Origin of the sequence: Streptomyces puniciscabiei (assembly GCF_006715785.1) — a bacterium.
Classification (GTDB): Bacteria; Actinomycetota; Actinomycetes; order Streptomycetales; family Streptomycetaceae; genus Streptomyces; species Streptomyces puniciscabiei.
The window spans coordinates 4,248,005-4,268,841 of record NZ_VFNX01000001.1 but is presented as its reverse complement, the minus strand read 5'-3'; the positions used below and the strand labels follow the sequence as shown (position 1 = coordinate 4,268,841).

The following is a 20,837-nucleotide window of genomic DNA, read 5'->3' as shown; positions in this document are numbered from 1 at the left end:
TTCTTCGAACCTGTCCGGCGGGCGCTTCGCCCCGTTCGAAAGCAGTCATACCCATGCCCCGTGCCCGTGCCCCCCAGCTCACTCGCCGCGGCCTCCTCGCCGCCGGCGGCGCCGTCGGACTCGGTGCCGCGCTCGCCGCCTGCGGGGACGGCAAAGGCAAAGACAGCGGCTCCGGCAAGGGCACGACGGCCGCCAGGTCCGGACCCTGGTCCTTCAAGGACGACCGCGGCACGACCGTGAACCTGGACAAGGTCCCCGCGAACATCGTCGCCTTCACCGGTGTCGGCGCCGCGCTCCACGACTACGGCATCCAGGTCAAGGGCGTCTTCGGCCCGACGACGACCAAGGACGGCAAGGCCGACGTCCAGGCCGGCGACATGGACGTCAGCAAGGTGACGGTCCTCGGCAACGCCTGGGGCCAGTTCAGCATCGAGAAGTACGCCTCGCTCGCGCCGGACGTGCTGATCACGACGATGTTCGACGACGCCGGCACCCTCTGGTACGTCCCCGAGGAGTCGAAGAAGGAGATCGCCCAACTGGCCCCCACCATCGGCATCTCCGTCTACGACCGACAGCTCACCCAGCCGCTGCAGCGCATGTGGTACCTGGCCGCATCGCTCGGGGCGGACATGAAGGCCGCGAAGGTGACCGACGCCAAGAAGCGGTTCGAGGCCGCGGCGGCCCGGCTGCGGGCCGCGGCCAAGGCCAAGCCCGAGATCAGGGTGATGGCCGGCAGCGCCAGCGACCAGCTGTTCTACGTCTCCGGCACCAACCTCTCCATCGACCTGGAGTACTTCAAGGCCCTCGGCGTGAACTTCGTCGAGCCGCCGGAGAGCGCGAAGAAGCAGGGCGGCGGCTGGTACGAGTCGCTGAGCTGGGAGAACGTCGACAAGTACAAGGCCGACATGATCATGATGGACGACCGGTCCTCGGCCCTCCAGCCGGCCGACATCACCAAGCCGACGTGGAAGAAGCTGCCCGCGGTGAAGGCGGGGCAGGTCATCGCGCGGTCTCCGGAGCCGATCCTGTCGTACGACAAGTGCGTACCGCTGCTCACGAGTCTGGCCGAGGCCCTGGAGAAGGCGAAGAAGGTCGCCTGACCGGCAGAACCCCTGACAAAGCCCTGAATCCGACCCTCAGGAGCATCACATGACGACGGCCGTGGCCGCCCCGTTCCGTTTCTTTTCTCTGCACGTTGTACGGACCCGGCGGCTGGGGCCGTCGCTGGTCCGCGTCACCTTCGGCGGGCCCGATCTGCACGCCTTCCACTCCCTCGGGCGCGACCAGTCCCTGTCCCTCTTCCTGCCGCACCCGGGTCAGCCGGAGCCCGTCGTCCCCCTGGACCTGGGTGACGGCTGGTGGCAGGCCTGGCGGGAACTGCCCGATGACGTGCGGGCGGTGATGCGGTCGTACACCCTGCGTGCCCTGCGCCGGAACCCCGACGAGATCGACATCGACTTCGTTCTGCACACCCCGGCGGGCCCCGCCTCCCGCTGGGCCTCCCGTGCCACCCCCGGCGACCGTGTGCTGCTGCTCGGACCCGCCGTCGCCGACAACCGGGCGATCCGCTTCCGCCCGCCCGAGGACACCGATCTCGTCGTCCTGTGGGGTGACGAGACCGCCGTACCGGCCGCGACCGCGATCCTCGAGTCCCTCCCGGCCGGCATCCGGGTCCAGGCCTGGCTGGAGGTGCCGCACGCCGGTGACATCCAGGACGTGCGCACGGAGGCCGACGCGGAGATCACGTGGCTCGTACGGCACGACGGGTCCCCCATGGCCGTCGACGCCGTACGGGCCGCCCGACTCCCCCGGGCCGAGCGGCCGTACGTGTGGCTCGCGGGCGAGTCGGGCCGGGTCAAGGCGCTGCGGCGGCACTTCGTCGGCGAGCGCGGGGCGGACCGGCGGCGGGTGACCTTCGTCGGGTACTGGCGGCAGGGGATGACCGAGGAAGAGCTGCGCGTCGCGGAGTAACCCCCTGCGCGTGACGCCGGTCACGGATGAGGCATGCCTTGATCCAAAAAACTTAGGTTAGGCTAACCTAAGTCGAGAAACGGACTCCCGTTCAGACCCCCAACGGACTGTCCCCCCGGAGGACCTCCACATGCGCTCGCACCTGCTCAATGGCCTCACCGCGGAGCACTACCGAAGCTCCGTGACCGAAGGAGTCGAGCGGGTGGCGGCCAAACTCGCCACCACCGACCGTCCGTTCACCGGCGTCACCGTCGACGCCCTCTTCCCCCGGGTCGACGCCATCGACCTGGACCGCCCGCTCGGCGACACCGCCGCCGTCCTGGACGAGCTGGAGGACGTCTACCTCCGCGACGCGGTCTACTTCCACCACCCCCGCTACCTCGCCCACCTCAACTGCCCGGTCGTCATCCCGGCGGTGCTCGGCGAGGCCGTGCTCTCGGCGGTCAACTCCTCCCTCGACACCTGGGACCAGTCGGCCGGCGGCACCCTCATCGAGCGCAAGCTCATCGACTGGACGGCCGCCCGGATCGGCCTCGGACCCGCCGCCGACGGCGTGTTCACCTCCGGCGGCACCCAGTCCAACCTCCAGGCGCTGCTGCTGGCGCGGGAGGAGGCCAAGACCGACGGCCTCGCCGACCTGCGGATCTTCGCCTCCGAGGTCAGCCACTTCAGCGTGCAGAAGTCCGCCAAGCTGCTCGGGCTCGGCCAGGACGCGGTCGTCCCCGTCCCCGTCGACCACGACAAGCGGCTGCAGACCGTCGCCCTCGCCCGCGAGCTGGAGCGCTGCCGGCGCGACGGGCTGGTGCCGATGGCGGTCGTCGCCACCGCCGGCACCACCGACTTCGGCTCCATCGACCCGCTCCCGGAGATCGCCGGGCTGTGCTCCCAGTACGGCGTGTGGATGCACGTCGACGCGGCCTACGGCTGCGGGCTGCTCGCCTCCCTCAAGCACCGGAGCCGTATCGACGGCATCGAGCGCGCCGATTCCGTCACCGTCGACTACCACAAGTCCTTCTTCCAGCCGGTGAGTTCGTCCGCCCTGCTGGTGCGGGACGCGGCGACCCTGCGCCACGCCACCTACCACGCGGACTACCTCAACCCCCGCCGCATGGTGCAGGAACGCATCCCCAACCAGGTCGACAAGTCCCTGCAGACCACCCGCCGCTTCGACGCCCTCAAGCTGTGGATGACCCTGCGCACCATGGGCGCGGACGGCGTCGGGCAGCTCTTCGACGAGATCTGCGACCTCGCGGCCGAGGGCTGGAAGCTGCTCGCCGCCGACCCCCGCTTCGACGTCGTCGTCGAGCCCGCCCTGTCCACCCTCGTCTTCCGCTACATCCCGGCGGCGGTCACCGACCCGGCCGAGATCGACCGTGCCAACCTCCACGCCCGCAAGGCCCTGTTCGCCTCCGGTGACGCCGTGGTCGCGGGCACCAGGGTGGGCGGCCGCCACTACCTGAAGTTCACCCTGCTCAACCCCGAGACGACGCCGGCCGACATCGCCGCCGTCCTCGACCTGATCGCCGGCCACGCCGAGCAGTACCTGGGAGAGTCCCTTGACCGCGCGTCCTGAAGCCCTGGAAAAGACGTACGACTTCGTCGGGATCGGGCTCGGCCCCTTCAACCTCGGCCTCGCCTGCCTCACCGAGCCCATCGCCGGCCTGGACGGGGTCTTCCTGGAGTCCAAGCCGGACTTCGAGTGGCACGCCGGGATGTTCCTGGACGGCGCCCACCTCCAGACCCCGTTCCTGTCGGACCTGGTCACCCTCGCCGACCCGACGTCGCCGTACTCCTTCCTCAACTACCTGAAGGAGAAGGGCAGACTGTACTCGTTCTACATCCGCGAGAACTTCTATCCGCTGCGGGTGGAGTACGACGACTACTGCCGCTGGGCGGCGGCCAGGCTCGGCAGCGTGCGCTTCGGCACGACGGTCACCGAGGTGACGTACGAGGACGAGGTGTACGTCGTCCGCACCGAGCGCGGCGAAACGTTCCGCTGCCGTCACCTGGTCCTCGGCACGGGAACGACCCCCTACCTCCCGCCGGCCTGCCGCGACCTGGCCGGGGACTTCCTGCACAACTCCCAGTACATGCACCGCAAGGCGGAGCTGCAGGCGAAGGAGTCCATCACGATCGTCGGCAGCGGCCAGAGCGCGGCCGAGATCTACCACGAGCTGCTCGCCGAGATCGACGTCCACGGCTACCAGCTCAACTGGGTCACCCGCTCACCGCGGTTCTTCCCGCTGGAGTACACCAAGCTGACCCTGGAGATGACCTCCCCGGACTACATCGACTACTTCCGGGCGCTGCCCGAGGAGACCCGCTACCGGCTGGAGAAGCAGCAGAAGGGCCTGTTCAAGGGCATCAACTCGGATCTGATCGACTCGATCTTCGACCTGCTCTACCAGAAGAACCTCACCGGACCCGTGCCGACCCGGTTGCTCACCAACTCCAGCCTGCGCAGCGCCACCTACGCGGACGGCGAGTACACCCTCGGCTTCCACCAGGACGAGCAGGACAAGGACTTCGAGATCCGCACCGAGGGCCTGCTGCTGGCCACCGGCTACCACTACGAGCCCCCGGCCTTCCTCGCGCCGATCCGCGACCGCCTCCGCTTCGACGGCCACGGCCGCTTCGACGTCGCCCGCAACTACGCCATCGACGTCACCGGCCGCGGCGTCTTCCTGCAGAACGCCGGCGTCCACACCCACAGCATCACCAGTCCCGACCTGGGCATGGGCGCGTACCGCAACGCGTACATCCTCCGCGAGCTGCTCGGCACCGAGTACTACCCGGTCGAGAAGACGATCGCCTTCCAGGAGTTCGCCGTATGAGGTTCACCTTCCGCCCCCTCGACCCCCTGCGGGACGCCGAGCTGCTGCACCGCTGGGTCACCCATCCCAAGGCGGCCTTCTGGATGATGCAGGACGCCGGACTCCAGGACGTCGAGCGCGAGTACCTGCGGATCGCGGCCCACGAGCACCACCATGCCCACCTCGGCCTGCACGAGGGCGAGCCCGCCTTCCTGATGGAGAGGTACGACCCCCGGTACGTCGAGCTGGCCGGCCTGTACGACCCGGAGCCCGGCGACGTCGGCATGCACTTCCTGGTCGCGCCGGCCGACCGGCCGATCCACGGTTTCACCCGGGCCGTCATCACCGCCGTGCTGGACGAGCTGTTCGCCGACCCGCGCACCCGGCGCGTCGTGGTCGAGCCGGACGTGCGCAACACGGCGGTGCACGCCCTGAACGAAGCGGTGGGCTTCGTGCCCGTGCGCGAGATCCAGAAGCCGGAGAAGAGGGCATTGCTCAGCTTCTGCACCCGAGAACAGTTCCTGGCGGCCCGAGGAGCGGCGGCATGACCCTGTCCGACGCCGTGGCGCACCTCTCCCCCGAACGCTGGGAGCAGGCCAACCGCCTCCTGCTCCGCAAGGCTCTCGCCGAGTTCGCGCACGAGCGGCTGATCACTCCCGAGGAGGACGGCGAGCAGTACGTCGTACACAGCGACGACCATCTGACCCACTACCGCTTCACCGCCACGCGCCGCGCCCTCGACCACTGGCAGGTCGACACGGACTCGATCACCCGGCACCGCGCGGGGAGGGAACTCCCGCTCGCCGCCCTGGACTTCTTCATCGAGCTGAAGGAGTCCCTGGGCCTGAGCGACGAGATCCTGCCGGTCTACCTGGAGGAGATCTCCTCCACCCTCTCCGGCACCTGCTACAAGCTCACCAAACCGAAGGTGACCTCCGCCGAGCTGGCCCGCCGGGGCTTCCAGGCCATCGAGACCGGGATGACCGAGGGCCACCCCTGCTTCGTCGCGAACAACGGGCGGCTCGGGTTCGGCATCCACGAGTACCTGTCGTACGCGCCCGAGACCGCGAGCCCCGTCCGGCTGGTGTGGCTGGCCGCACACCGCTCGCGGGCCGCGTTCACGGCCGGTGCGGGGATCGAGTACGAGTCCTTCCTGCGGGAGGAGCTGGGCGAGGGCGCGCTGGCCCGCTTCCACGCCACCCTCACCGACCAGGGCCTGGACCCCGCCGACTACCTGCTCATCCCCGTCCACCCCTGGCAGTGGTGGAACAAGCTCTCCGTCACCTTCGCCGCCGAGGTGGCGCGCCGGCACCTGGTCTGCCTCGGCGAGGGCGACGACGAGTACCTGGCCCAGCAATCCATCCGGACCTTCTTCAACACCTCCCACCCGGAGAAGCACTATGTGAAGACGGCGCTGTCGGTCCTCAACATGGGCTTCATGCGCGGGCTGTCGGCCGCCTACATGGAGGCCACCCCGGCGATCAACGACTGGCTGGCCCAGCTGATCGAGAACGACCCGGTACTGAAGTCCACGGGCCTGAGCATCATCCGCGAGCGGGCGGCCGTCGGCTACCGGCATCTGGAGTACGAGCAGGCCACCGACCGCTACTCGCCGTACCGCAAGATGCTGGCCGCGCTGTGGCGGGAGAGCCCGGTGCCCTCGCTGCGAGGCGGCGAGTCGCTCGCGACCATGGCCTCACTGCTGCACGTCGACCACGAGGGCGCCTCCTTCGCCGGGGCGCTGATCGCCCGCTCGGGCCTGACGCCGACGGGGTGGCTGCGCCGCTACCTCCGCGCCTACTACACCCCGCTCCTGCACAGCTTCTACGCCTACGACCTCGTCTTCATGCCGCACGGCGAGAACGTGATCCTGGTGCTGGAGGACGGGGTCGTGCGGCGGGCGGTCTACAAGGACATCGCCGAGGAGATAGCGGTGATGGACCCGGACGCCGCCCTGCCCCCGCAGGTGCGGCGCATCCGCGTCGACGTCCCGGACGACAAGAAGCTGCTGTCGATCTTCACCGACGTCTTCGACTGCTTCTTCCGCTTCCTCGCCGCGAACCTGGCCACCGAGGGGGTCCTGGCGGAGGACGCCTTCTGGCGCACGGTCGCGGAGGTCACCCGCGAGTACCAGGAGGCGAACCCCGAACTGTCCGACCGGTTCCGGCAGTACGACCTGTTCGCCCCCGAGTTCGCCCTGTCCTGCCTGAACCGCCTCCAGCTGCGCGACAACCGCCAGATGGTGGACCTCGCCGACCCCTCGGGCGCGCTGCAGCTGGTGGGCACCCTGAAGAACCCGCTCGCCGGCCTTTTGAGTGCCTAATGTCCGAATTGAGCCACTCTGTCGTGAGGTCCGCTTATTTCCCCATTTAAGCAGTTGAGTCGCTTAACCTGCGACACGTGACTCAATTCACTTACGAAGCTCCCTAGGATCGCGGACGGCCATTTGCTTCCGGGAATACCACTATCCGGGCGGATGCCGGCGACCCGGAGAACTAAGCGGGTTAGTAAAAGGAGTAATTGCCGAAACTTATTCCCGGCGGCTATGAATATCCCCGCCGCAGCGCACCGCTAAACGAACGTGGTGCAGTTTGCCGAGGGGGACCGGCAACTGCGGGTGATCCAATTCTCGGAAAAGGACCGCTCCATGCCCCGTCATGCCCGCAAGCGCTCTCCCCGGACGCGCCGGTTCCTCACCGGCGGCGCCATCAGCGTCGGCACCCTCGTCATGGCCTGCACGGCCGCGACGGGCAGCGCCCAGGCCGCCACCGCCGCCGCGCCCAGCTACACCGTCAAGGCCGGCGACCACCTGGCCTCGATCGCCCGCGCCCTCAAGGTGCCGGGCGGCTGGCCGGCCATCGCGTCCGCCAACCACCTCAGCAGCCCCTACTCGCTCCTGCCGGGCCAGGTCCTCACCCTGCCCGCCGGCTCGGCGGCCCCGGCCAAGGCGGCCACGACCAAGGCCGCACCGGCGAGCACCTCGTCCGCCACCGGCTACGCCAACAACCTGGACGGCTGGATCAAGCAGGCGCTGGCGATCATGGCGCAGAACCACATCCCGGGCACCTACAACGGCATCTACCGCAACATCATCCGGGAGTCCTCCGGCAACCCGAACGCCATCAACAACTGGGACTCCAACGCCGCCAAGGGCACCCCGTCCAAGGGCCTGCTCCAGGTGATCCAGCCGACGTTCGACGCCTACCACGTGCCGGGCACCTCGACGAACATCTACGACCCGGTCGCCAACATCACCGCCGCGTGCAACTACGCGTACCACCGCTACGGCTCGATCGACAACGTGTTCAGCGCGTACTGACGGCCGATTCCCCCATGGCCGGATCGGCAATTCAAGAGGGCGGGTACCTGCCTCTGAATTGCACTGGCAAGGCATGTCGGGCTGTTGTCCCGGCTGTTCGCCCAGCGCGCCCGGGCCGCTCCACGCAGCGGCCCGGGCGCGTGCGTTCACCGGTTGCGTTCACCGGTGCGTTCTCCGCTCAGTTCGCCGGCCAGGGGACCTGCGGTGAGCGGTAGTACGTGATGCCGAGGGCGTCCCAGCGGGGGGCCTGGGCGGCCAGGCGGAGTCTGTAGGTGTTCCAGTCGTGCGTGGCGGCCGGGGACCAGCCCAGTTCGGCCGCCCCCGGGAGGCGGGGGAACGCCATGTACTCGATGTCGGCGTCGGTCTTCAGGGTCTCCGACCACAGCGGGGCCTCCACTCCCCGGACGGCCGAGGCCGGGACGCCGGGAAGGTAGCCGCCCGGGTTCCAGTCGTACGACCGCTGCACCTCGACGTAACCGGCCCACTTGGTGCCCAGCACGGTGCCGCTGGTGTACTTCATGTCCAGGTAGACCCGGTCCGCCGGGGACAGGATCAGCCCGGTGCCGTTCTGGGCGGCCTGGGCGACCTGTGCCTTCTCGGCCGCGCTGGTGCTGTCCAGGCCCCAGTACTGGGCGAGGGCGCCCTTGGCGGGGTGGGCGCCGGTGAGCTGGTGCCAGCCGATGACCGTCTTGCCGTACTTGGCGACGATCGGCTGCACGCGGTCCATGAACTTCACGTAGTCGGGGTGGCTGGTGGAGTGGGCCTCGTCGCCGCCGATGTGGAGGTAGCGGCCGGGGGTGAGCGCGGCCAGCTCCCTGATCACGTCGTCCGCGAAGGTGTAGGTGACCTCCTTCGGCACGCACAGCGAGCTGAAGCCGACCTGGGTGCCGGTGTACAGCGGGGGTGCCACGCCGTCGCAGTTGAGGTCGGCGTAGGAGGCGAGGGCCGCGTTGGTGTGGCCGGGCATGTCGATCTCGGGCACGACCTCCAGATAGCGGGAGGCGGCGTAGGAGACGATGTCCCGGTACTGGTCCTTGGTGTAGGAGCCGCCCTTGCCGCCGCCGACCTCGGTGGAGCCGCCGTAGGCCGCGAGGCGCGGCCAGGAGTCGACGGCGATGCGCCAGCCCTGGTCGTCGCTGAGGTGCAGATGCAGTTCGTTGATCTTGTAGAGGGCGAGCTGGTCGATGTAGCGCTTGACCTGGGCGACGGTGAAGAAGTGCCGGGAGACGTCCAGCATGGCGCCCCGGTAGGAGTAGCGGGGGCGGTCCTCCACGGTGCCGCCGGCGATCTGCCAGGGGCCCTTCTGCACGGTCTTCTTCTCGACGGCGGCCGGGAGCAGCTGACGCAGCGTCTGGACGCCGTGGAAGAGGCCGGCGGGCGCGCTCGCGGTGATGGTGACGCCGGCCGGGCCGCTGTGCAGCCGGTAGCCCTCGGCACCGAAGTCACCCTGGGCCAGGTGCAGCCGGATGCCCCCTGTGCCGTGGTCGGTGAGCGGCAGCCGGTAGCCGGTGGAGGGCCGCAGGATGCCGGTGAGATACGCGCCGATCCGGCGGACCTCGGCGGAGTCGTCGACGCGCACGCCGGTCGCCCAGGTGATGCGGTACGGGGCACCGCCGGGCTCGACCGAGGCGGGCGCGGGGACCACCCGGTCCAGCGGTGTCGGGGCGGCCGCCTGTGCCGCGGGCGCCGCGCCGAGGGAGAAGCCCCCGGCGGCCGCCAGAAGCAGCAGTGATCCGAGGATGCGGGTCGTCCGGGGAGTCGTGCTGTGGTTGCGTCTCACATGCGCTCCCTTCAGATGTGGTCGAGACCACTCTCCCGCAGATCCGGTGAAACAATCCCCCCATGGCGGAAATCATCCAGAAGGACGGCACCTGGGCCTTCGACGGCGATGCCCTGCGGCTCACCCCGGGACGGGACAAGAACGTGAGCCTGCTCCGCCGGGAGCTGGGCGAACTCGTCGTACCACTGGGGGCGTTGGCCGGTGTCTCCTTCGAGCAGGGGCGGAAGTCGGGACGGCTCAGGCTGCGGCTGCGCGACGGCGCCGATCCGCTGACGCAGGCCACCGGCGGCCGGCTCGCCGAGCCGAACGACCCGTACCAGCTGACGGTGGAGTCCGACCGGTACGGCGTCGCCGAGTACTTCGCGGACGAGGTGCGCAACGCGCTCCTGCTGGACGGGGTTTCACCGGACCCGGTCGCCGAGTACCTGCTGCCGGGACCACCGCTGCCGGTGTCCGCCTCGGCCGGGGACGGCACGGCGGCCTTCGACGGGGAGCGGGTGCGGCTGGAGTGGAACTGGAAGACCGAGAACGCCAAGGCGAACGTCGGTACCCGGACCATACCGCTCGCGGACGTCCTCGGTGTGGAGTGGCAGCCGGCGGCCGGACTGGAGAACGGGTATCTGCGCTTCCTGGTGCGCGGTGCCCCGGTGACGGCGACGGCCAAGTACGACCCGAACGCGGTCGAGCTGTGGGGCTTCAAGAAGGACCCGCTGATGGCCCTGGTGGCCGCCGCCGTACAGGCGCGGCTGCCGCACCCTGCGGCGGGGGCGGGCGTGCGGAAGGAGCCCTCGCGGCTCACCGGGGAGCCGGAGCCCGCCGAGAGCGAGCACGACGCCCTGCTGCGGCGCCTGCGCGAGCTGGGTGAGCTGCACCGCGACGGGGTGCTGACGGACGAGGAGTTCACCCTGGCCAAGCAGGCGGTCCTCAAGCGCATATGAGAGCGCGTGCGAGGACCGCCCGCCGTCCGGCTCAGGGTGTCACTTGGCCGTGCGGGACACCGTGAAGTGGTCGATGCGGTCGCCGCTCTCGGCGATGCCCGACACCTTCAGCGTGGTCTGGCGGCCCTTCGGCGCGGGGCACACGTCCACACGCAGGAAGGAGTAGTTGAGGTAGCGCACCCGGGACCAGGTGACGGTCTCGTTGACCTTGCCGTCCTTGGTGTTGACGAAGGAGGCGACGGAGTCCACCTCGTGCTCGTGGCCCTCGTAGGAGTCCGGGGCGCTGAACGCGTACAGGCTGCGGCCCGCCGCGCCGGCGGTGACGTAGACCACGCCCTCCGTCTCGGGGTAGGCGGTGCCGCCGATCGGGAGCTTCTTGGTGACCTGGTTGCCCTTGATCACGTCGGTACGCTCGTACTGGTGGTTGTGGCCGTTGATGACCAGGTCCACCTGGTACTTCTCGAACAGCGGCACCCACTCCTGGCGCACGCCCCCCTCCGAGGCGTGCGCCGTGGACGTGCAGTACGCGCAGTGGTGGAAGAACACGATGACGAAGTCGATGTCGTCACGGTCCCGGAACGTCTTCAGCTGGGCCTCGAACCATTTGGTCTGCGTTCCTCCGGATATGCCCAGGTTCGCCGGGATCTCGAAGGAGACGTCGTTGGGGTCCAGCGAGATGACCGCGGTGTTGCCGTACACGAAGGAGTACACACCCGGCAGGTTCTTCGCGTCCGGGCCGTTGTCCGGGAGGGTCCAGCGGGCCTCCTCGCCGCCGTAGCCGTTGGGCGAGTACCAGGCCTCCATGTCGTGGTTGCCGTAACTGACCATCCACGGGACCTGCTTGGCGACCGACTCGGTCTGGTAGAGGAACTGGTCCCAGGTGCGCGAGTCGAAGCCCGTGTCGGTGGTCTTGCCCTGGCCGGCCGGGTCGCCGTACGCGATGTCGCCGGCGTGCAGGTGGAAGGCCGGGTTCTGGCCGAGGATCAGGGCGTTGTTGGCCAGGCCGTGGTAGCCCACACCCTCGTCACCGAAGGCGGTGAAGGTGAACGGCGCCTTGTGGGCGGGGGCGGTGGTGAAGGTGCCCAGGGTGCCGAGCAGGTGCCGCTCGGCCGGGTCGAAGCCCTCGTGGCCGACGCCGTAGTAGTAGGTCCGCCCGGGGCGCAGGTGGGTGAGCCTGGCGTGCAGGTAGTACTGCGTGTGGTCGCCGCTCGCGCCGACGCCGGCCGGGGTGTAGAGGCTGCGGACCTCGGCCTCGATCTTGCGGGAGAGGTCCCAGGGGTGGGCGCCGATGCGGATGAACGGCTTCTTCACTGCGACCGGGACCTGCCAGGAGACCGTCATCTCGGTGCGCGGGTCGTTGCCGTAGGCGAGGTGGCGGCCGAAGGGGGCGACGAGGGCGCCGTCGACCGTCTCGGCGGCGGGGGCGGTGGCCTGCGTCGGCACCGCCGCCTGGGCGGTGGCGCCCGGCACGAACGCGCCACCCGCGACGGCGCCGAGCGTGACGGCGCCGCCTCTGATCATGGTGCGCCGGGAGAATCTGGCGCGCAGGTACTCGTGCTGCTCGGCCATGCTCATGCGCGCGGCCAGCTTCTCCGGTACTCCCATACGAGGAATGTCCATGGCGTCCGAAACTCGTGGGTCCGGGCAACGAGACGCAGGACACAGCATGGACGTCGTACGAACAGAGATCCAACAGCCCCGCACCGGACCTCTGCCCGAAATCGGGCACGATTCTTGCGAAACCGGCTGCCTTACTCCAGGATCTACCGGGTGCACGACGAACTCGTTGATCACCTGACGCGGTCCACACCCCTGAGCAGGGGCGAGGCGCTGCGGGTGATCCAGGACGTGCTCGCCTTCTTCGACGAGTCGACGGAGGACTACGTCCGGCGCCGCCACCGCGAGCTCCAGGCCCAGGGCCTGGTGAACGCGGAGATCTTCGAACAGATCGCGGCGGACCTCAGGTATCGAGCGGTGGCACCGCCCGAGCTGACGCTCAGGCAGCTGCGCCGCATCGTCTACGGCTAGGAATACCCATATATGTGCGGAATTGTCGGATACATCGGGAAGCGTGACGTCGCCCCTCTCCTCCTGGAGGGCCTGCAGCGGCTGGAATACCGCGGCTACGACTCCGCGGGCATCGTCGTCACCTCCCCGAAGACGCCCGGCCTGAAGATGGTCAAGGCCAAGGGCCGGGTGCGCGACCTGGAGGCCAAGGTCCCGGCGCGCTTCAAGGGCACGACCGGTATCGCCCACACCCGCTGGGCCACCCACGGCGCCCCCTCCGACGTCAACGCCCACCCGCACATGTCGGCCGACAACAAGGTCGCCGTCGTGCACAACGGCATCATCGACAACGCCGCCGACCTGCGCCGCAAGCTGGAGGCGGACGGCGTCGAGTTCCTCTCCGAGACCGACACCGAGGTCCTCACCCACCTGATCGCCCGCTCCTCGGCCGAGAAGCTGGAGGACAAGGTCCGCCAGGCGGTCCGCGTGATCGAGGGCACCTACGGCATCGCCGTGCTGCACGCCGACTTCCCCGACCGGATCGTGGTGGCCCGCAACGGCTCCCCGGTCGTCCTCGGCATCGGCGACAAGGAGATGTTCGTCGCCTCCGACATCGCCGCCCTGGTCGCCCACACCCGCCAGATAGTGACCCTCGACGACGGCGAGATGGCCACCCTCAAGGCCGACGACTTCCGCACCTACACCACCGAGGGCACGCGCACCACCGCCGAGCCCACCACGGTGGAGTGGGAGGCCGAGTCGTACGACATGGGCGGCCACGACACCTACATGCACAAGGAGATCTTCGAGCAGGCCGACGCCGTGGACCGCGTGCTGCGCGGCCGCATCGACGACCGCTTCTCCACCGTGCACCTCGGCGGCCTCAACCTGGACGCCCGCGAGGCCCGGCAGATCCGCCGGGTGAAGATCCTCGGCTGCGGCACCTCGTACCACGCGGGCATGATCGGCGCCCAGATGATCGAGGAGCTGGCCCGTATCCCCGCCGACGCCGAGCCGGCCTCCGAGTTCCGCTACCGCAACGCGGTCGTGGACCCCGACACCCTGTACGTGGCCGTCTCCCAGTCCGGTGAGACGTACGACGTCCTCGCCGCCGTCCAGGAGCTGAAGCGCAAGGGCGCCAAGGTCTTCGGCGTCGTCAACGTGGTCGGCTCCGCGATCGCCCGCGAGGCGGACGCCGGCATCTACGTGCACGCCGGCCCCGAGGTCTGCGTGGTGTCGACCAAGTGCTTCACCAACATGACGGTCGCCTTCGCGCTGCTCGCCCTGCACCTGGGCCGCACCCGTGACCTCTCGGTCCGCGACGGCAAGCGGATCATCGAGGGCCTGCGCAAGCTGCCCGAGCAGATCACCGAGATCCTCAAGCAGGAGGAGCAGATCAAGGAGCTGGCGGAGCTGTACGCCGACGCCCGCTCGATGCTCTTCATCGGCCGCGTGCGGGGCTATCCGGTGGCCCGCGAGGCCTCCCTGAAGCTCAAGGAGGTCTCCTACATCCACGCCGAGGCCTACCCGGCCTCCGAGCTGAAGCACGGCCCGCTGGCCCTGATCGAGCCGGCCCTGCCCACGGTCGCGATCGTCCCCGACGACGACCTGCTGGAGAAGAACCGCGCGGCACTGGAGGAGATCAAGGCCCGCAGCGGCAAGATCCTCGCGGTGGCCCACCAGCACCAGGAGAAGGCCGACCAGACGATCGTCGTGCCGAAGAACGAGGACGAACTCGACCCCATCCTGATGGGCATCCCGCTCCAGCTCCTCGCGTACCACACGGCGAAGGCCCTGGGCCGGGACATCGACAAGCCCCGCAACCTCGCCAAATCGGTGACGGTGGAGTAGGTTCACGCGACCGCCGAAGCGACAATTGAGCAACCCCCGCGGCGAGCAACCACGTCCGCGAGAGCGGCGCCGGTTCAGGCACAAAAAGGGGACCCCACGTGTGCCACCAAACACGTGGGGGTCCCTTCAGTGCTGCTCGGATCAGCCGGCGGCCGTCACCCCCCGGCCCGCAGCACGACCAGGAAGCGCCGTCGGCCAGTGCGCGAGCGCGGCCGTCGCGGCGTACCAAGCCACCGCGCCGGACACAGCAGCCACCCAGCCGCCGACCTTGGCCAAAGAGGAACTGTCGGCGAAGGCCGCGACGGCCAGCACCAGCATCGCCAGGAACAGCAGCCCGTGCATGACCTGACCGAGGCTGTCCCCGCCGGCGACGGTCAGGGTGAGCGCCACCAGGGCGAAGAGGAGCAGGAAGAGCCCGGCCGCGTTGGCGGAGGAGTGACCGCCCACCGCCCAGGTGAACCACAGCGCGCCGAGGGCCGCGAAGCCCGTGCCGGAAACGCCGTCGCCGCCGCGGAAGGCCAGCAGGCCGACCAGGAACAGAGCAACTCCACCCACGTAGTGGGCCACTGACACGGCATCGGACGCGGCCACACCGTGGATCACGCCTGTCGTACCGAGACCGAACGCCAACAGGGTGATTCCCAGGGCGAGTCGGCCGACCACCGTAGTACTTCCGTTGTCCACGGCGGGCTCCCTTCATGCTGTGCTGTTGCGCGGTGACCGATATATGCCCTTCACAAGGGCACAAACCACCTCTACGCGCGAGTAGTTTCGCGCTGCACAAAGGGAGTTGGGATACGCCGGGGACGACGGTCAGGGAATGACGATCACGGGCCGCCGCGCCCGCTTGGCGAGCCGTCCCGCGACGGAGCCGAAGATGCGGCCGACGATGCCGTGCGTGGAGCCGACGACGATCGCGTCCGCCTCGTACTCCCGCCCCACCTCTTCGAGTTCGTGGCAGATGTCACCGCCCCGCTCGACCAGGATCCACGGCACCTCGGCCAGGTAGTCCGCGCACGCCAGTTCGAGGCCGAGGACCTCGGTGCGATGGTCCGGCACGTCCACGAAGACGGGCGGCTCGCAGCCGGCCCACACGGTGGTGGGCAGCCGGTTGGCGACATGGACGATGATCAGGCCCGAGTGCGAGCGGTGGGCCATGCCGATGGCGTAGGCGAGGGCACGCTCACTGGAGGTGGAACCGTCGAAGCCGACGACGACTCCGTGCCGGAAGGCTGGGTCGCAGACGGGGCGTGGCTCTTCCGCCGCCAGGGGATCGGCCGCCGTGGGGTCGGCGACCGGCCGCTTGCGGTCCGCGGGTTCGAAGAATTCGTGACCGGCCATGGCTGTCTCGGCGTTGTGATCCTTTATGGGTGGGACGACAGTGTGCGGCGGAGCTGTGTCCGGGAAACATCTTCCCAACCCCATACCCTCAAGGGTACGGCGGCACGCCTCCCGAGCCCAGATCCCGCGCACGCTCCGTAAGCGGTCCCCCGACGTCCGTAGGGGTTCACCGGAGCATGCACGAGCGGCGCCCGTAACGCAATGGTTGCTGCCACGTACAGGCTGTTTGCACAGGATGAACAGATGTGACGGCCGGTGACCGACCGCTCGAACACGCGTTGATCCCCGTGAGCCACCGCCACAGGGAGTACGAGTGATGTCCGGACGCCGATCCGCCCCCGAGCCGCACCCCGCGCCGGACACCGTGAGCGATCTGATCCGCTGGGCCGCCTTCAGCTGCGTACTCGTCCCCCTGGTCCTGGTCTGGTACGGCACCTCGCTGGCCGGCGCGGCGGGCGCTGCGCTGAGCCTGGCCGCCGTCACGGCCGTGTGCCGCTTCCTGCTGCGCCGGTCGGAGTGGTGTGCCCAGCGGTACGGGTGGGACGGCGAGCGTTGCCCGAAGCAAAGACGAGGACGTCACACCCGTCGGCGGACACCGGTCGACTGACCTGTTTTCGCACCCCCGAACGCTTCTTTTCAGCCAACTTCTGAATATCGGCGAAGAGGGGCCCCGACCACCCTCCAACCCCCGTTCGACCTGCACGGAAAGGGTCCACGGGCGGATGCGCACCCTACGCGGTTTGGCCACTGCGACAAGGCGCACTTCCCTGCGCGCTCCGCGAGTGCAACGCTTCGTGATCGAATGCTTCACGCCAAGTTGTCATGTCGACAATCTCGGGCGTGTGGAACTGGTCACCGTCAGACCGCGGGAACCAGTAGATTCGATCTTGACTGTCTTTACGGCGGGGGACTCGTGCAGGACCGAGGGGAAACGTGCAGGAGCGACACAACCGAGGAGCCGCGACCACCGAGGGGGGCTTAGCAGTATGAGCCACGACTCCACTGCCGCGCCGGAAGCCGCGGCCCGGAAACTCTCCGGGCGACGCCGCAAGGAGATCGTCGCGGTGCTGCTGTTCAGCGGCGGCCCCATCTTCGAGAGTTCCATACCGCTGTCGGTGTTCGGCATAGACCGCCAGGACGCCGGCGTGCCGCGCTACCGACTGCTGGTCTGCGCCGGCGAGGAGGGCCCGCTGCGGACCACAGGGGGCCTGGAACTCACCGCGCCGCATGGACTGGAGGCGATCACCCGCGCCGGGACGGTCGTCGTACCGGCCTGGCGGTCGATCACCGCGCCGCCACCGGAGGAGGCGCTCGACGCGCTGCGCCGGGCGCACGAGGAGGGTGCCCGCATCGTCGGGCTGTGCACCGGCGCCTTCGTCCTCGCGGCGGCGGGCCTGCTGGACGGCCGCCCGGCGACGACCCACTGGATGTACGCGCCGACGCTGGCCAAGCGCTATCCGTCGGTACACGTCGATCCACGCGAACTCTTCGTGGACGACGGCGACGTCCTGACATCGGCCGGTACGGCGGCCGGAATCGATCTCTGTCTCCACATCGTGCGGACGGACCACGGCAACGAGGCGGCCGGCGCGCTGGCCCGCCGCCTGGTGGTCCCACCGCGCCGGTCGGGCGGTCAGGAGCGCTATCTCGATCGGTCTTTACCGGAGGAGATCGGCGCCGACCCGCTCGCCGAGGTCGTCGCCTGGGCGCTGGAACACCTCCACGAGCAGTTCGACGTGGAGACCCTGGCGGCACGCGCCTACATGAGCCGCCGTACGTTCGACCGCCGGTTCCGCTCGCTGACCGGCAGCGCGCCCCTGCAGTGGCTCATCACTCAGCGGGTCCTGCAGGCACAGCGCCTGCTGGAGACGTCGGACTACTCGGTGGACGAGGTGGCGGGCCGCTGCGGCTTCCGCTCCCCGGTGGCCCTCCGCGGCCACTTCCGCCGCCAGCTCGGCTCGTCCCCCGCCGCCTACCGGGCCGCCTACCGGGCCCGCAGGCCGCAGGGCGACAGGCCGGCCGACGCCGAGCCGCCGCTGCTGCCCTCCGGCCAGCCGGTCACGGGCCTCACAGGCCCCGGCCCGGTGGGCCACGCCCCCGTACTGCACCCGGACCGCGACAGCGGGGTGCCGATGCAGAGCCGCCGCACGGCGGCGGGCGCGGTGGGACTGCTGCCGGGGCCGCGAGCCGGTAGCTGAGAGAGAGGGGGGGCGAGCACAGGCTCGCCCCCTTTTTTTCAGCGTCGGCCGGTACCAGCACGGGGGACCCCAAAAGCCGACGTCAGCTTTAGGGTGGTCGCATGAACGATCGCATGGTGTGGATCGACTGCGAGATGACCGGCCTCTCGCTGTCCGACGACGCTCTCATCGAGGTGGCCGCCCTCGTCACCGACTCCGAGCTGAACGTACTCGGCGAGGGGGTGGACATCGTCATCCGCCCGCCGGACCAGGCGCTGGAGACGATGCCGGAGGTGGTGCGTCAGATGCACACCGCGTCCGGTCTGCTCGCCGAGCTCCCGAACGGCACGACCCTGAAGGACGCCGAGGAGCAGGTCCTCGCGTATGTGAAGGAGTACGTGAAGGAGCCCGGCAAGGCCCCGCTGTGCGGCAACTCCGTCGGCACCGACCGCGGCTTCCTGCTGCGGGACATGCCGACCCTGGAGGACTACCTCCACTACCGGATCGTCGACGTGTCCTCCATCAAGGAGCTGGCCCGCCGCTGGTATCCGAGGGCGTACTTCAACAGCCCGGAGAAGAACGGCAACCACCGGGCCCTCGCCGACATCCGCGAGTCGATCGCCGAGCTGCGCTACTACCGCGAGGCCATCTTCGTCCCGCAGCCCGGCCCGGACTCCGACACCGCGAGGGCGATCGCCGCCAAGCACGTCCTGCCCGCGCGGTGACGACACCTCTGCGCCCTTTCGGGGTCCGCTCGGAGACCTGCGCGAAAACCTGTGCGCGAGCACCCCTTCGGACCCTGTAGACTTCTTCTCGGCCGGTCGGGGAAACGACGAGTTCAACCGCCGGTCGTGGTGGGTGTAGCTCAGCTGGTAGAGCACCTGGTTGTGGTCCAGGATGTCGCGGGTTCGAGTCCCGTCACTCACCCTCACCGGTCAGCCGGTGGCTCCGTCGAGAGACGAGCCACCGGCTGATCCGTTTTCCGGCCCCGGTCCCGGCGAACACGCGGGGCGCCGACGTGGGTTCGGGCACGCGGAGCATCCCTGACGGTCGTGCCCTGGCGGCGGCCGCGCTCCCGATGCCGCCGGTGATCGGCGGAGCCCTCAGTGATCGGCGGGGCGCCGCTGCGGCAGCCGGCCGATGTCCGACACCGGGCCGAGGTGCTCGAGCTTGTCGGGGTTGGAGACGGCGCGGATCGCCCGGATCCTGCCGTCGGCGATGTCGAGCTCGATCACACTGGCCACGCGGCCCTCGGCGTCGTGGATCACGCCGCCCGGGCGGCCGTTGACCCGGGCCGCCTTGAGGAGGGCGCCGAGCCTCCCGACCCGGCGCAGGCCGCCGACCAGCAGCTGGGCGATGGGGCGCGCCTCGGTGATCGACTTCGCGAGCGCCCGCGCCTTGCCGCCGCCGTCCCCGTGGAAGACCACGTCCGGGGCGAGCATGTCGAGCAGCGCGTCCATGTCGCCGCCCTCGGCCGCCGCGAAGAACTTACGGGCGAGCTCCTCGCTCTCCGCCCGCCGCGCCGGGGGCGGCGCGCTGCCGGCCACCTGTGCGCCGGGACCGAGGCGCTTCCTGGCGCGGGCGAAGATCTGCCGGCAGTTCGCCTCGGTCTTGCCGGTGATCCGCGCCACCTCCGGGTAGCCGTACCCGAAGACCTCCCGCAGCACGAACACCGCCCGCTCCACCGGGGAAAGCGCCTCCAGCAGTACGAGGAACGCCATCGACAGCGAGTCCGACAGCTCGGCGTGCTCGGCCGGTCCGGGCCGCTCGGCGGACACCACGACCGGCTCGGGCAGCCAGTCGCCCACATAGGTCTCCCGCCGTACCCGCGCCGAGCTCAGGTGGTTGATGCCCAGCCGGGTCACCGCGGTGGTCAGATACGCCTTCAGGTTCGCGACCGGGGTCCCGGCCCGGCGCGCCCGGGTCAGGCCCAGGAAGGCGTCCTGCACGATGTCCTCCGCGTCGCCCACGGAGCCGGTCATCCCGTAGGCGATGGAGAACAGCAGCGACCGGTACCCGTCCGCCTCCGTCCCCGCAACCGATCCCGGCACGGATTCCCCCCTCCGGAGATCCACAAGACGCCAGCAGCGTATCCGCTCCTGTCACGGATCACCGGGGTGCCCTGTCTCAGAGGGACGACAAGGAACGACGGGACCGAAGGAGACCTCGTATGAACCTCGCCCTGTGGATCGTCACCGCACTGCTCGCCGTCGCCTATCTGCTCAGCGGCGGCCTCAAGGTGGCCGTGCCGAAGGAGAAGATCGCCGCCTTCGGGCCCAGTGCGCATTGGATCCACGACTTCAGCGCCGGCGGAGTGAAGGCCATCGGCGCCCTCGAGGTGCTGGCCGCCGTCGGTCTGGTCCTGCCCGCCACGCTCGGCATCGCACCCGTTCTGGTGCCGCTGGCGGCCCTCGGCCTGGCCCTTCTCATGACCGGTGCCGCGATCACCCGCCTGCGGCGTCACGAAGTCACGCTCATGATGGTGGACGTCGTCTACATCGTCCTGTCGGCGTTCGTGGCCTGGGGCCGGCTCGGCCCGGAGTCCTTCCTCCGCTGACGGGAGGAGACGGCGGCGACGGGTTGCCGACGGCGTTCCCCGCGTACCGACCGCGGGCGGTCTCACGCGGCGGCGGACCCGGA

The 20,837-nt window shown here is 69.6% G+C and carries 19 protein-coding genes and 1 tRNA gene; 15 read left to right on the top strand and 5 right to left on the bottom strand.

Annotated elements, in window-relative coordinates; translation table 11 throughout:
- Positions 1-53: 53 nt before the first annotated feature.
- The 7 genes from FB563_RS19725 to FB563_RS19695 all read left to right on the top strand — a co-directional run bounded on the left by FB563_RS19725 (position 54) and on the right by FB563_RS19695 (position 8,103).
- On the top strand, positions 54-1,100 hold the full coding sequence (locus tag FB563_RS19725; RefSeq protein WP_055706442.1) for an ABC transporter substrate-binding protein: 1,047 nt from the start codon (positions 54-56) through the stop codon (positions 1,098-1,100).
- 49 nt (positions 1,101-1,149) lie between these two features.
- Positions 1,150-1,971: a siderophore-interacting protein gene (locus FB563_RS19720; RefSeq protein ID WP_055706441.1), complete on the top strand. Its 822-nt coding sequence runs from the start codon at positions 1,150-1,152 to the stop codon at positions 1,969-1,971.
- A 130-nt stretch (positions 1,972-2,101) separates the two neighbouring features.
- Positions 2,102-3,544, top strand: coding sequence for a lysine decarboxylase DesA (gene desA / locus FB563_RS19715; protein ID WP_055706440.1), 1,443 nt, complete (start codon positions 2,102-2,104; stop codon positions 3,542-3,544).
- Positions 3,528-4,805, top strand: coding sequence for a lysine N(6)-hydroxylase/L-ornithine N(5)-oxygenase family protein (locus FB563_RS19710; protein WP_055706439.1), 1,278 nt, complete (start codon positions 3,528-3,530; stop codon positions 4,803-4,805). Before desA ends, FB563_RS19710 begins: the two co-directional genes overlap by 17 nt.
- Positions 4,802-5,332, top strand: a complete 531-nt coding sequence (locus tag FB563_RS19705; protein WP_055706438.1) for a GNAT family N-acetyltransferase — start codon at positions 4,802-4,804, stop codon at positions 5,330-5,332. Before FB563_RS19710 ends, FB563_RS19705 begins: the two co-directional genes overlap by 4 nt.
- The gene (locus tag FB563_RS19700) at positions 5,329-7,107 is read left to right on the top strand and encodes an IucA/IucC family protein (RefSeq protein ID WP_055706437.1); all 1,779 of its coding nucleotides are present in this window, start codon (positions 5,329-5,331) and stop codon (positions 7,105-7,107) included. The genes FB563_RS19705 and FB563_RS19700 overlap by 4 nt, the downstream gene beginning before the upstream one ends.
- A gap of 324 nt (positions 7,108-7,431) precedes the next feature.
- Positions 7,432-8,103, top strand: coding sequence for a LysM peptidoglycan-binding domain-containing protein (locus FB563_RS19695; protein ID WP_055706436.1), 672 nt, complete (start codon positions 7,432-7,434; stop codon positions 8,101-8,103).
- 178 nt (positions 8,104-8,281) lie between these two features.
- On the opposite strand, the gene FB563_RS19690 is transcribed toward FB563_RS19695, so the two are convergent.
- On the bottom strand, positions 8,282-9,883 hold the full coding sequence (locus FB563_RS19690) for a beta-N-acetylhexosaminidase (protein ID WP_055706435.1): 1,602 nt from the start codon (positions 9,881-9,883) through the stop codon (positions 8,282-8,284).
- A 62-nt stretch (positions 9,884-9,945) separates the two neighbouring features.
- Here FB563_RS19690 and FB563_RS19685 point away from each other — a divergent pair, with 62 nt between their 5' ends.
- The gene (locus tag FB563_RS19685) at positions 9,946-10,821 is read left to right on the top strand and encodes a DUF4429 domain-containing protein (RefSeq protein WP_055706434.1); all 876 of its coding nucleotides are present in this window, start codon (positions 9,946-9,948) and stop codon (positions 10,819-10,821) included.
- A 39-nt stretch (positions 10,822-10,860) separates the two neighbouring features.
- On the opposite strand, the gene FB563_RS19680 is transcribed toward FB563_RS19685, so the two are convergent.
- Positions 10,861-12,426 (bottom strand): purple acid phosphatase family protein, encoded by a 1,566-nt coding sequence (locus FB563_RS19680; protein ID WP_055706433.1) that lies wholly within the window; start codon positions 12,424-12,426, stop codon positions 10,861-10,863.
- 165 nt (positions 12,427-12,591) lie between these two features.
- On the opposite strand from FB563_RS19680, the gene FB563_RS19675 reads away from it, so the two are divergent.
- Together FB563_RS19675 and glmS are read left to right on the top strand one after the other, a co-directional pair.
- Positions 12,592-12,849 carry a hypothetical protein gene (locus FB563_RS19675; protein ID WP_055706432.1) on the top strand — a complete coding sequence of 86 codons (258 nt, stop codon included), beginning with the start codon at positions 12,592-12,594 and terminating at the stop codon, positions 12,847-12,849.
- A 12-nt stretch (positions 12,850-12,861) separates the two neighbouring features.
- Complete coding sequence (gene glmS / locus FB563_RS19670) at positions 12,862-14,679, top strand: glutamine--fructose-6-phosphate transaminase (isomerizing) (protein WP_055706431.1); 1,818 nt, start codon at positions 12,862-12,864, stop codon at positions 14,677-14,679.
- A 141-nt stretch (positions 14,680-14,820) separates the two neighbouring features.
- On the opposite strand, the gene FB563_RS19665 is transcribed toward glmS, so the two are convergent.
- Both FB563_RS19665 and FB563_RS19660 read right to left on the bottom strand, forming a co-directional pair.
- A complete protein-coding gene (locus FB563_RS19665; RefSeq protein WP_055706430.1) occupies positions 14,821-15,363 on the bottom strand; it encodes a GPR1/FUN34/YaaH family transporter in 543 nt (180 codons plus the stop codon).
- Between the two features lie 129 nt (positions 15,364-15,492).
- Positions 15,493-16,020, bottom strand: a complete 528-nt coding sequence (locus tag FB563_RS19660; protein WP_055706429.1) for a universal stress protein — start codon at positions 16,018-16,020, stop codon at positions 15,493-15,495.
- Positions 16,021-16,336: 316 nt separating this feature from the next.
- On the opposite strand from FB563_RS19660, the gene FB563_RS19655 reads away from it, so the two are divergent.
- The 4 genes from FB563_RS19655 (at position 16,337) to FB563_RS19640 (ending at position 19,124) form a co-directional block, all read left to right on the top strand.
- On the top strand, positions 16,337-16,627 hold the full coding sequence (locus FB563_RS19655; protein WP_199832826.1) for a hypothetical protein: 291 nt from the start codon (positions 16,337-16,339) through the stop codon (positions 16,625-16,627).
- A gap of 379 nt (positions 16,628-17,006) precedes the next feature.
- Entirely contained in the window at positions 17,007-18,218 is a 1,212-nt protein-coding gene (locus tag FB563_RS19650; protein ID WP_055706428.1) for a helix-turn-helix domain-containing protein, read from the top strand.
- Between the two features lie 101 nt (positions 18,219-18,319).
- Positions 18,320-18,922: an oligoribonuclease gene (gene orn, locus FB563_RS19645; protein ID WP_055706427.1), complete on the top strand. Its 603-nt coding sequence runs from the start codon at positions 18,320-18,322 to the stop codon at positions 18,920-18,922.
- Between the two features lie 129 nt (positions 18,923-19,051).
- A tRNA-His gene (locus FB563_RS19640) sits at positions 19,052-19,124 on the top strand.
- 176 nt (positions 19,125-19,300) lie between these two features.
- On the opposite strand, the gene sigJ is transcribed toward FB563_RS19640, so the two are convergent.
- Positions 19,301-20,248 (bottom strand): RNA polymerase sigma factor SigJ, encoded by a 948-nt coding sequence (sigJ, locus tag FB563_RS19635; RefSeq protein WP_055706426.1) that lies wholly within the window; start codon positions 20,246-20,248, stop codon positions 19,301-19,303.
- A 119-nt stretch (positions 20,249-20,367) separates the two neighbouring features.
- Between sigJ and FB563_RS19630 the strand changes: the two genes are divergently transcribed.
- A complete protein-coding gene (locus tag FB563_RS19630; RefSeq protein ID WP_055706425.1) occupies positions 20,368-20,754 on the top strand; it encodes a DoxX family protein in 387 nt (128 codons plus the stop codon).
- The last annotated feature ends 83 nt before the right edge of the window (positions 20,755-20,837 follow it).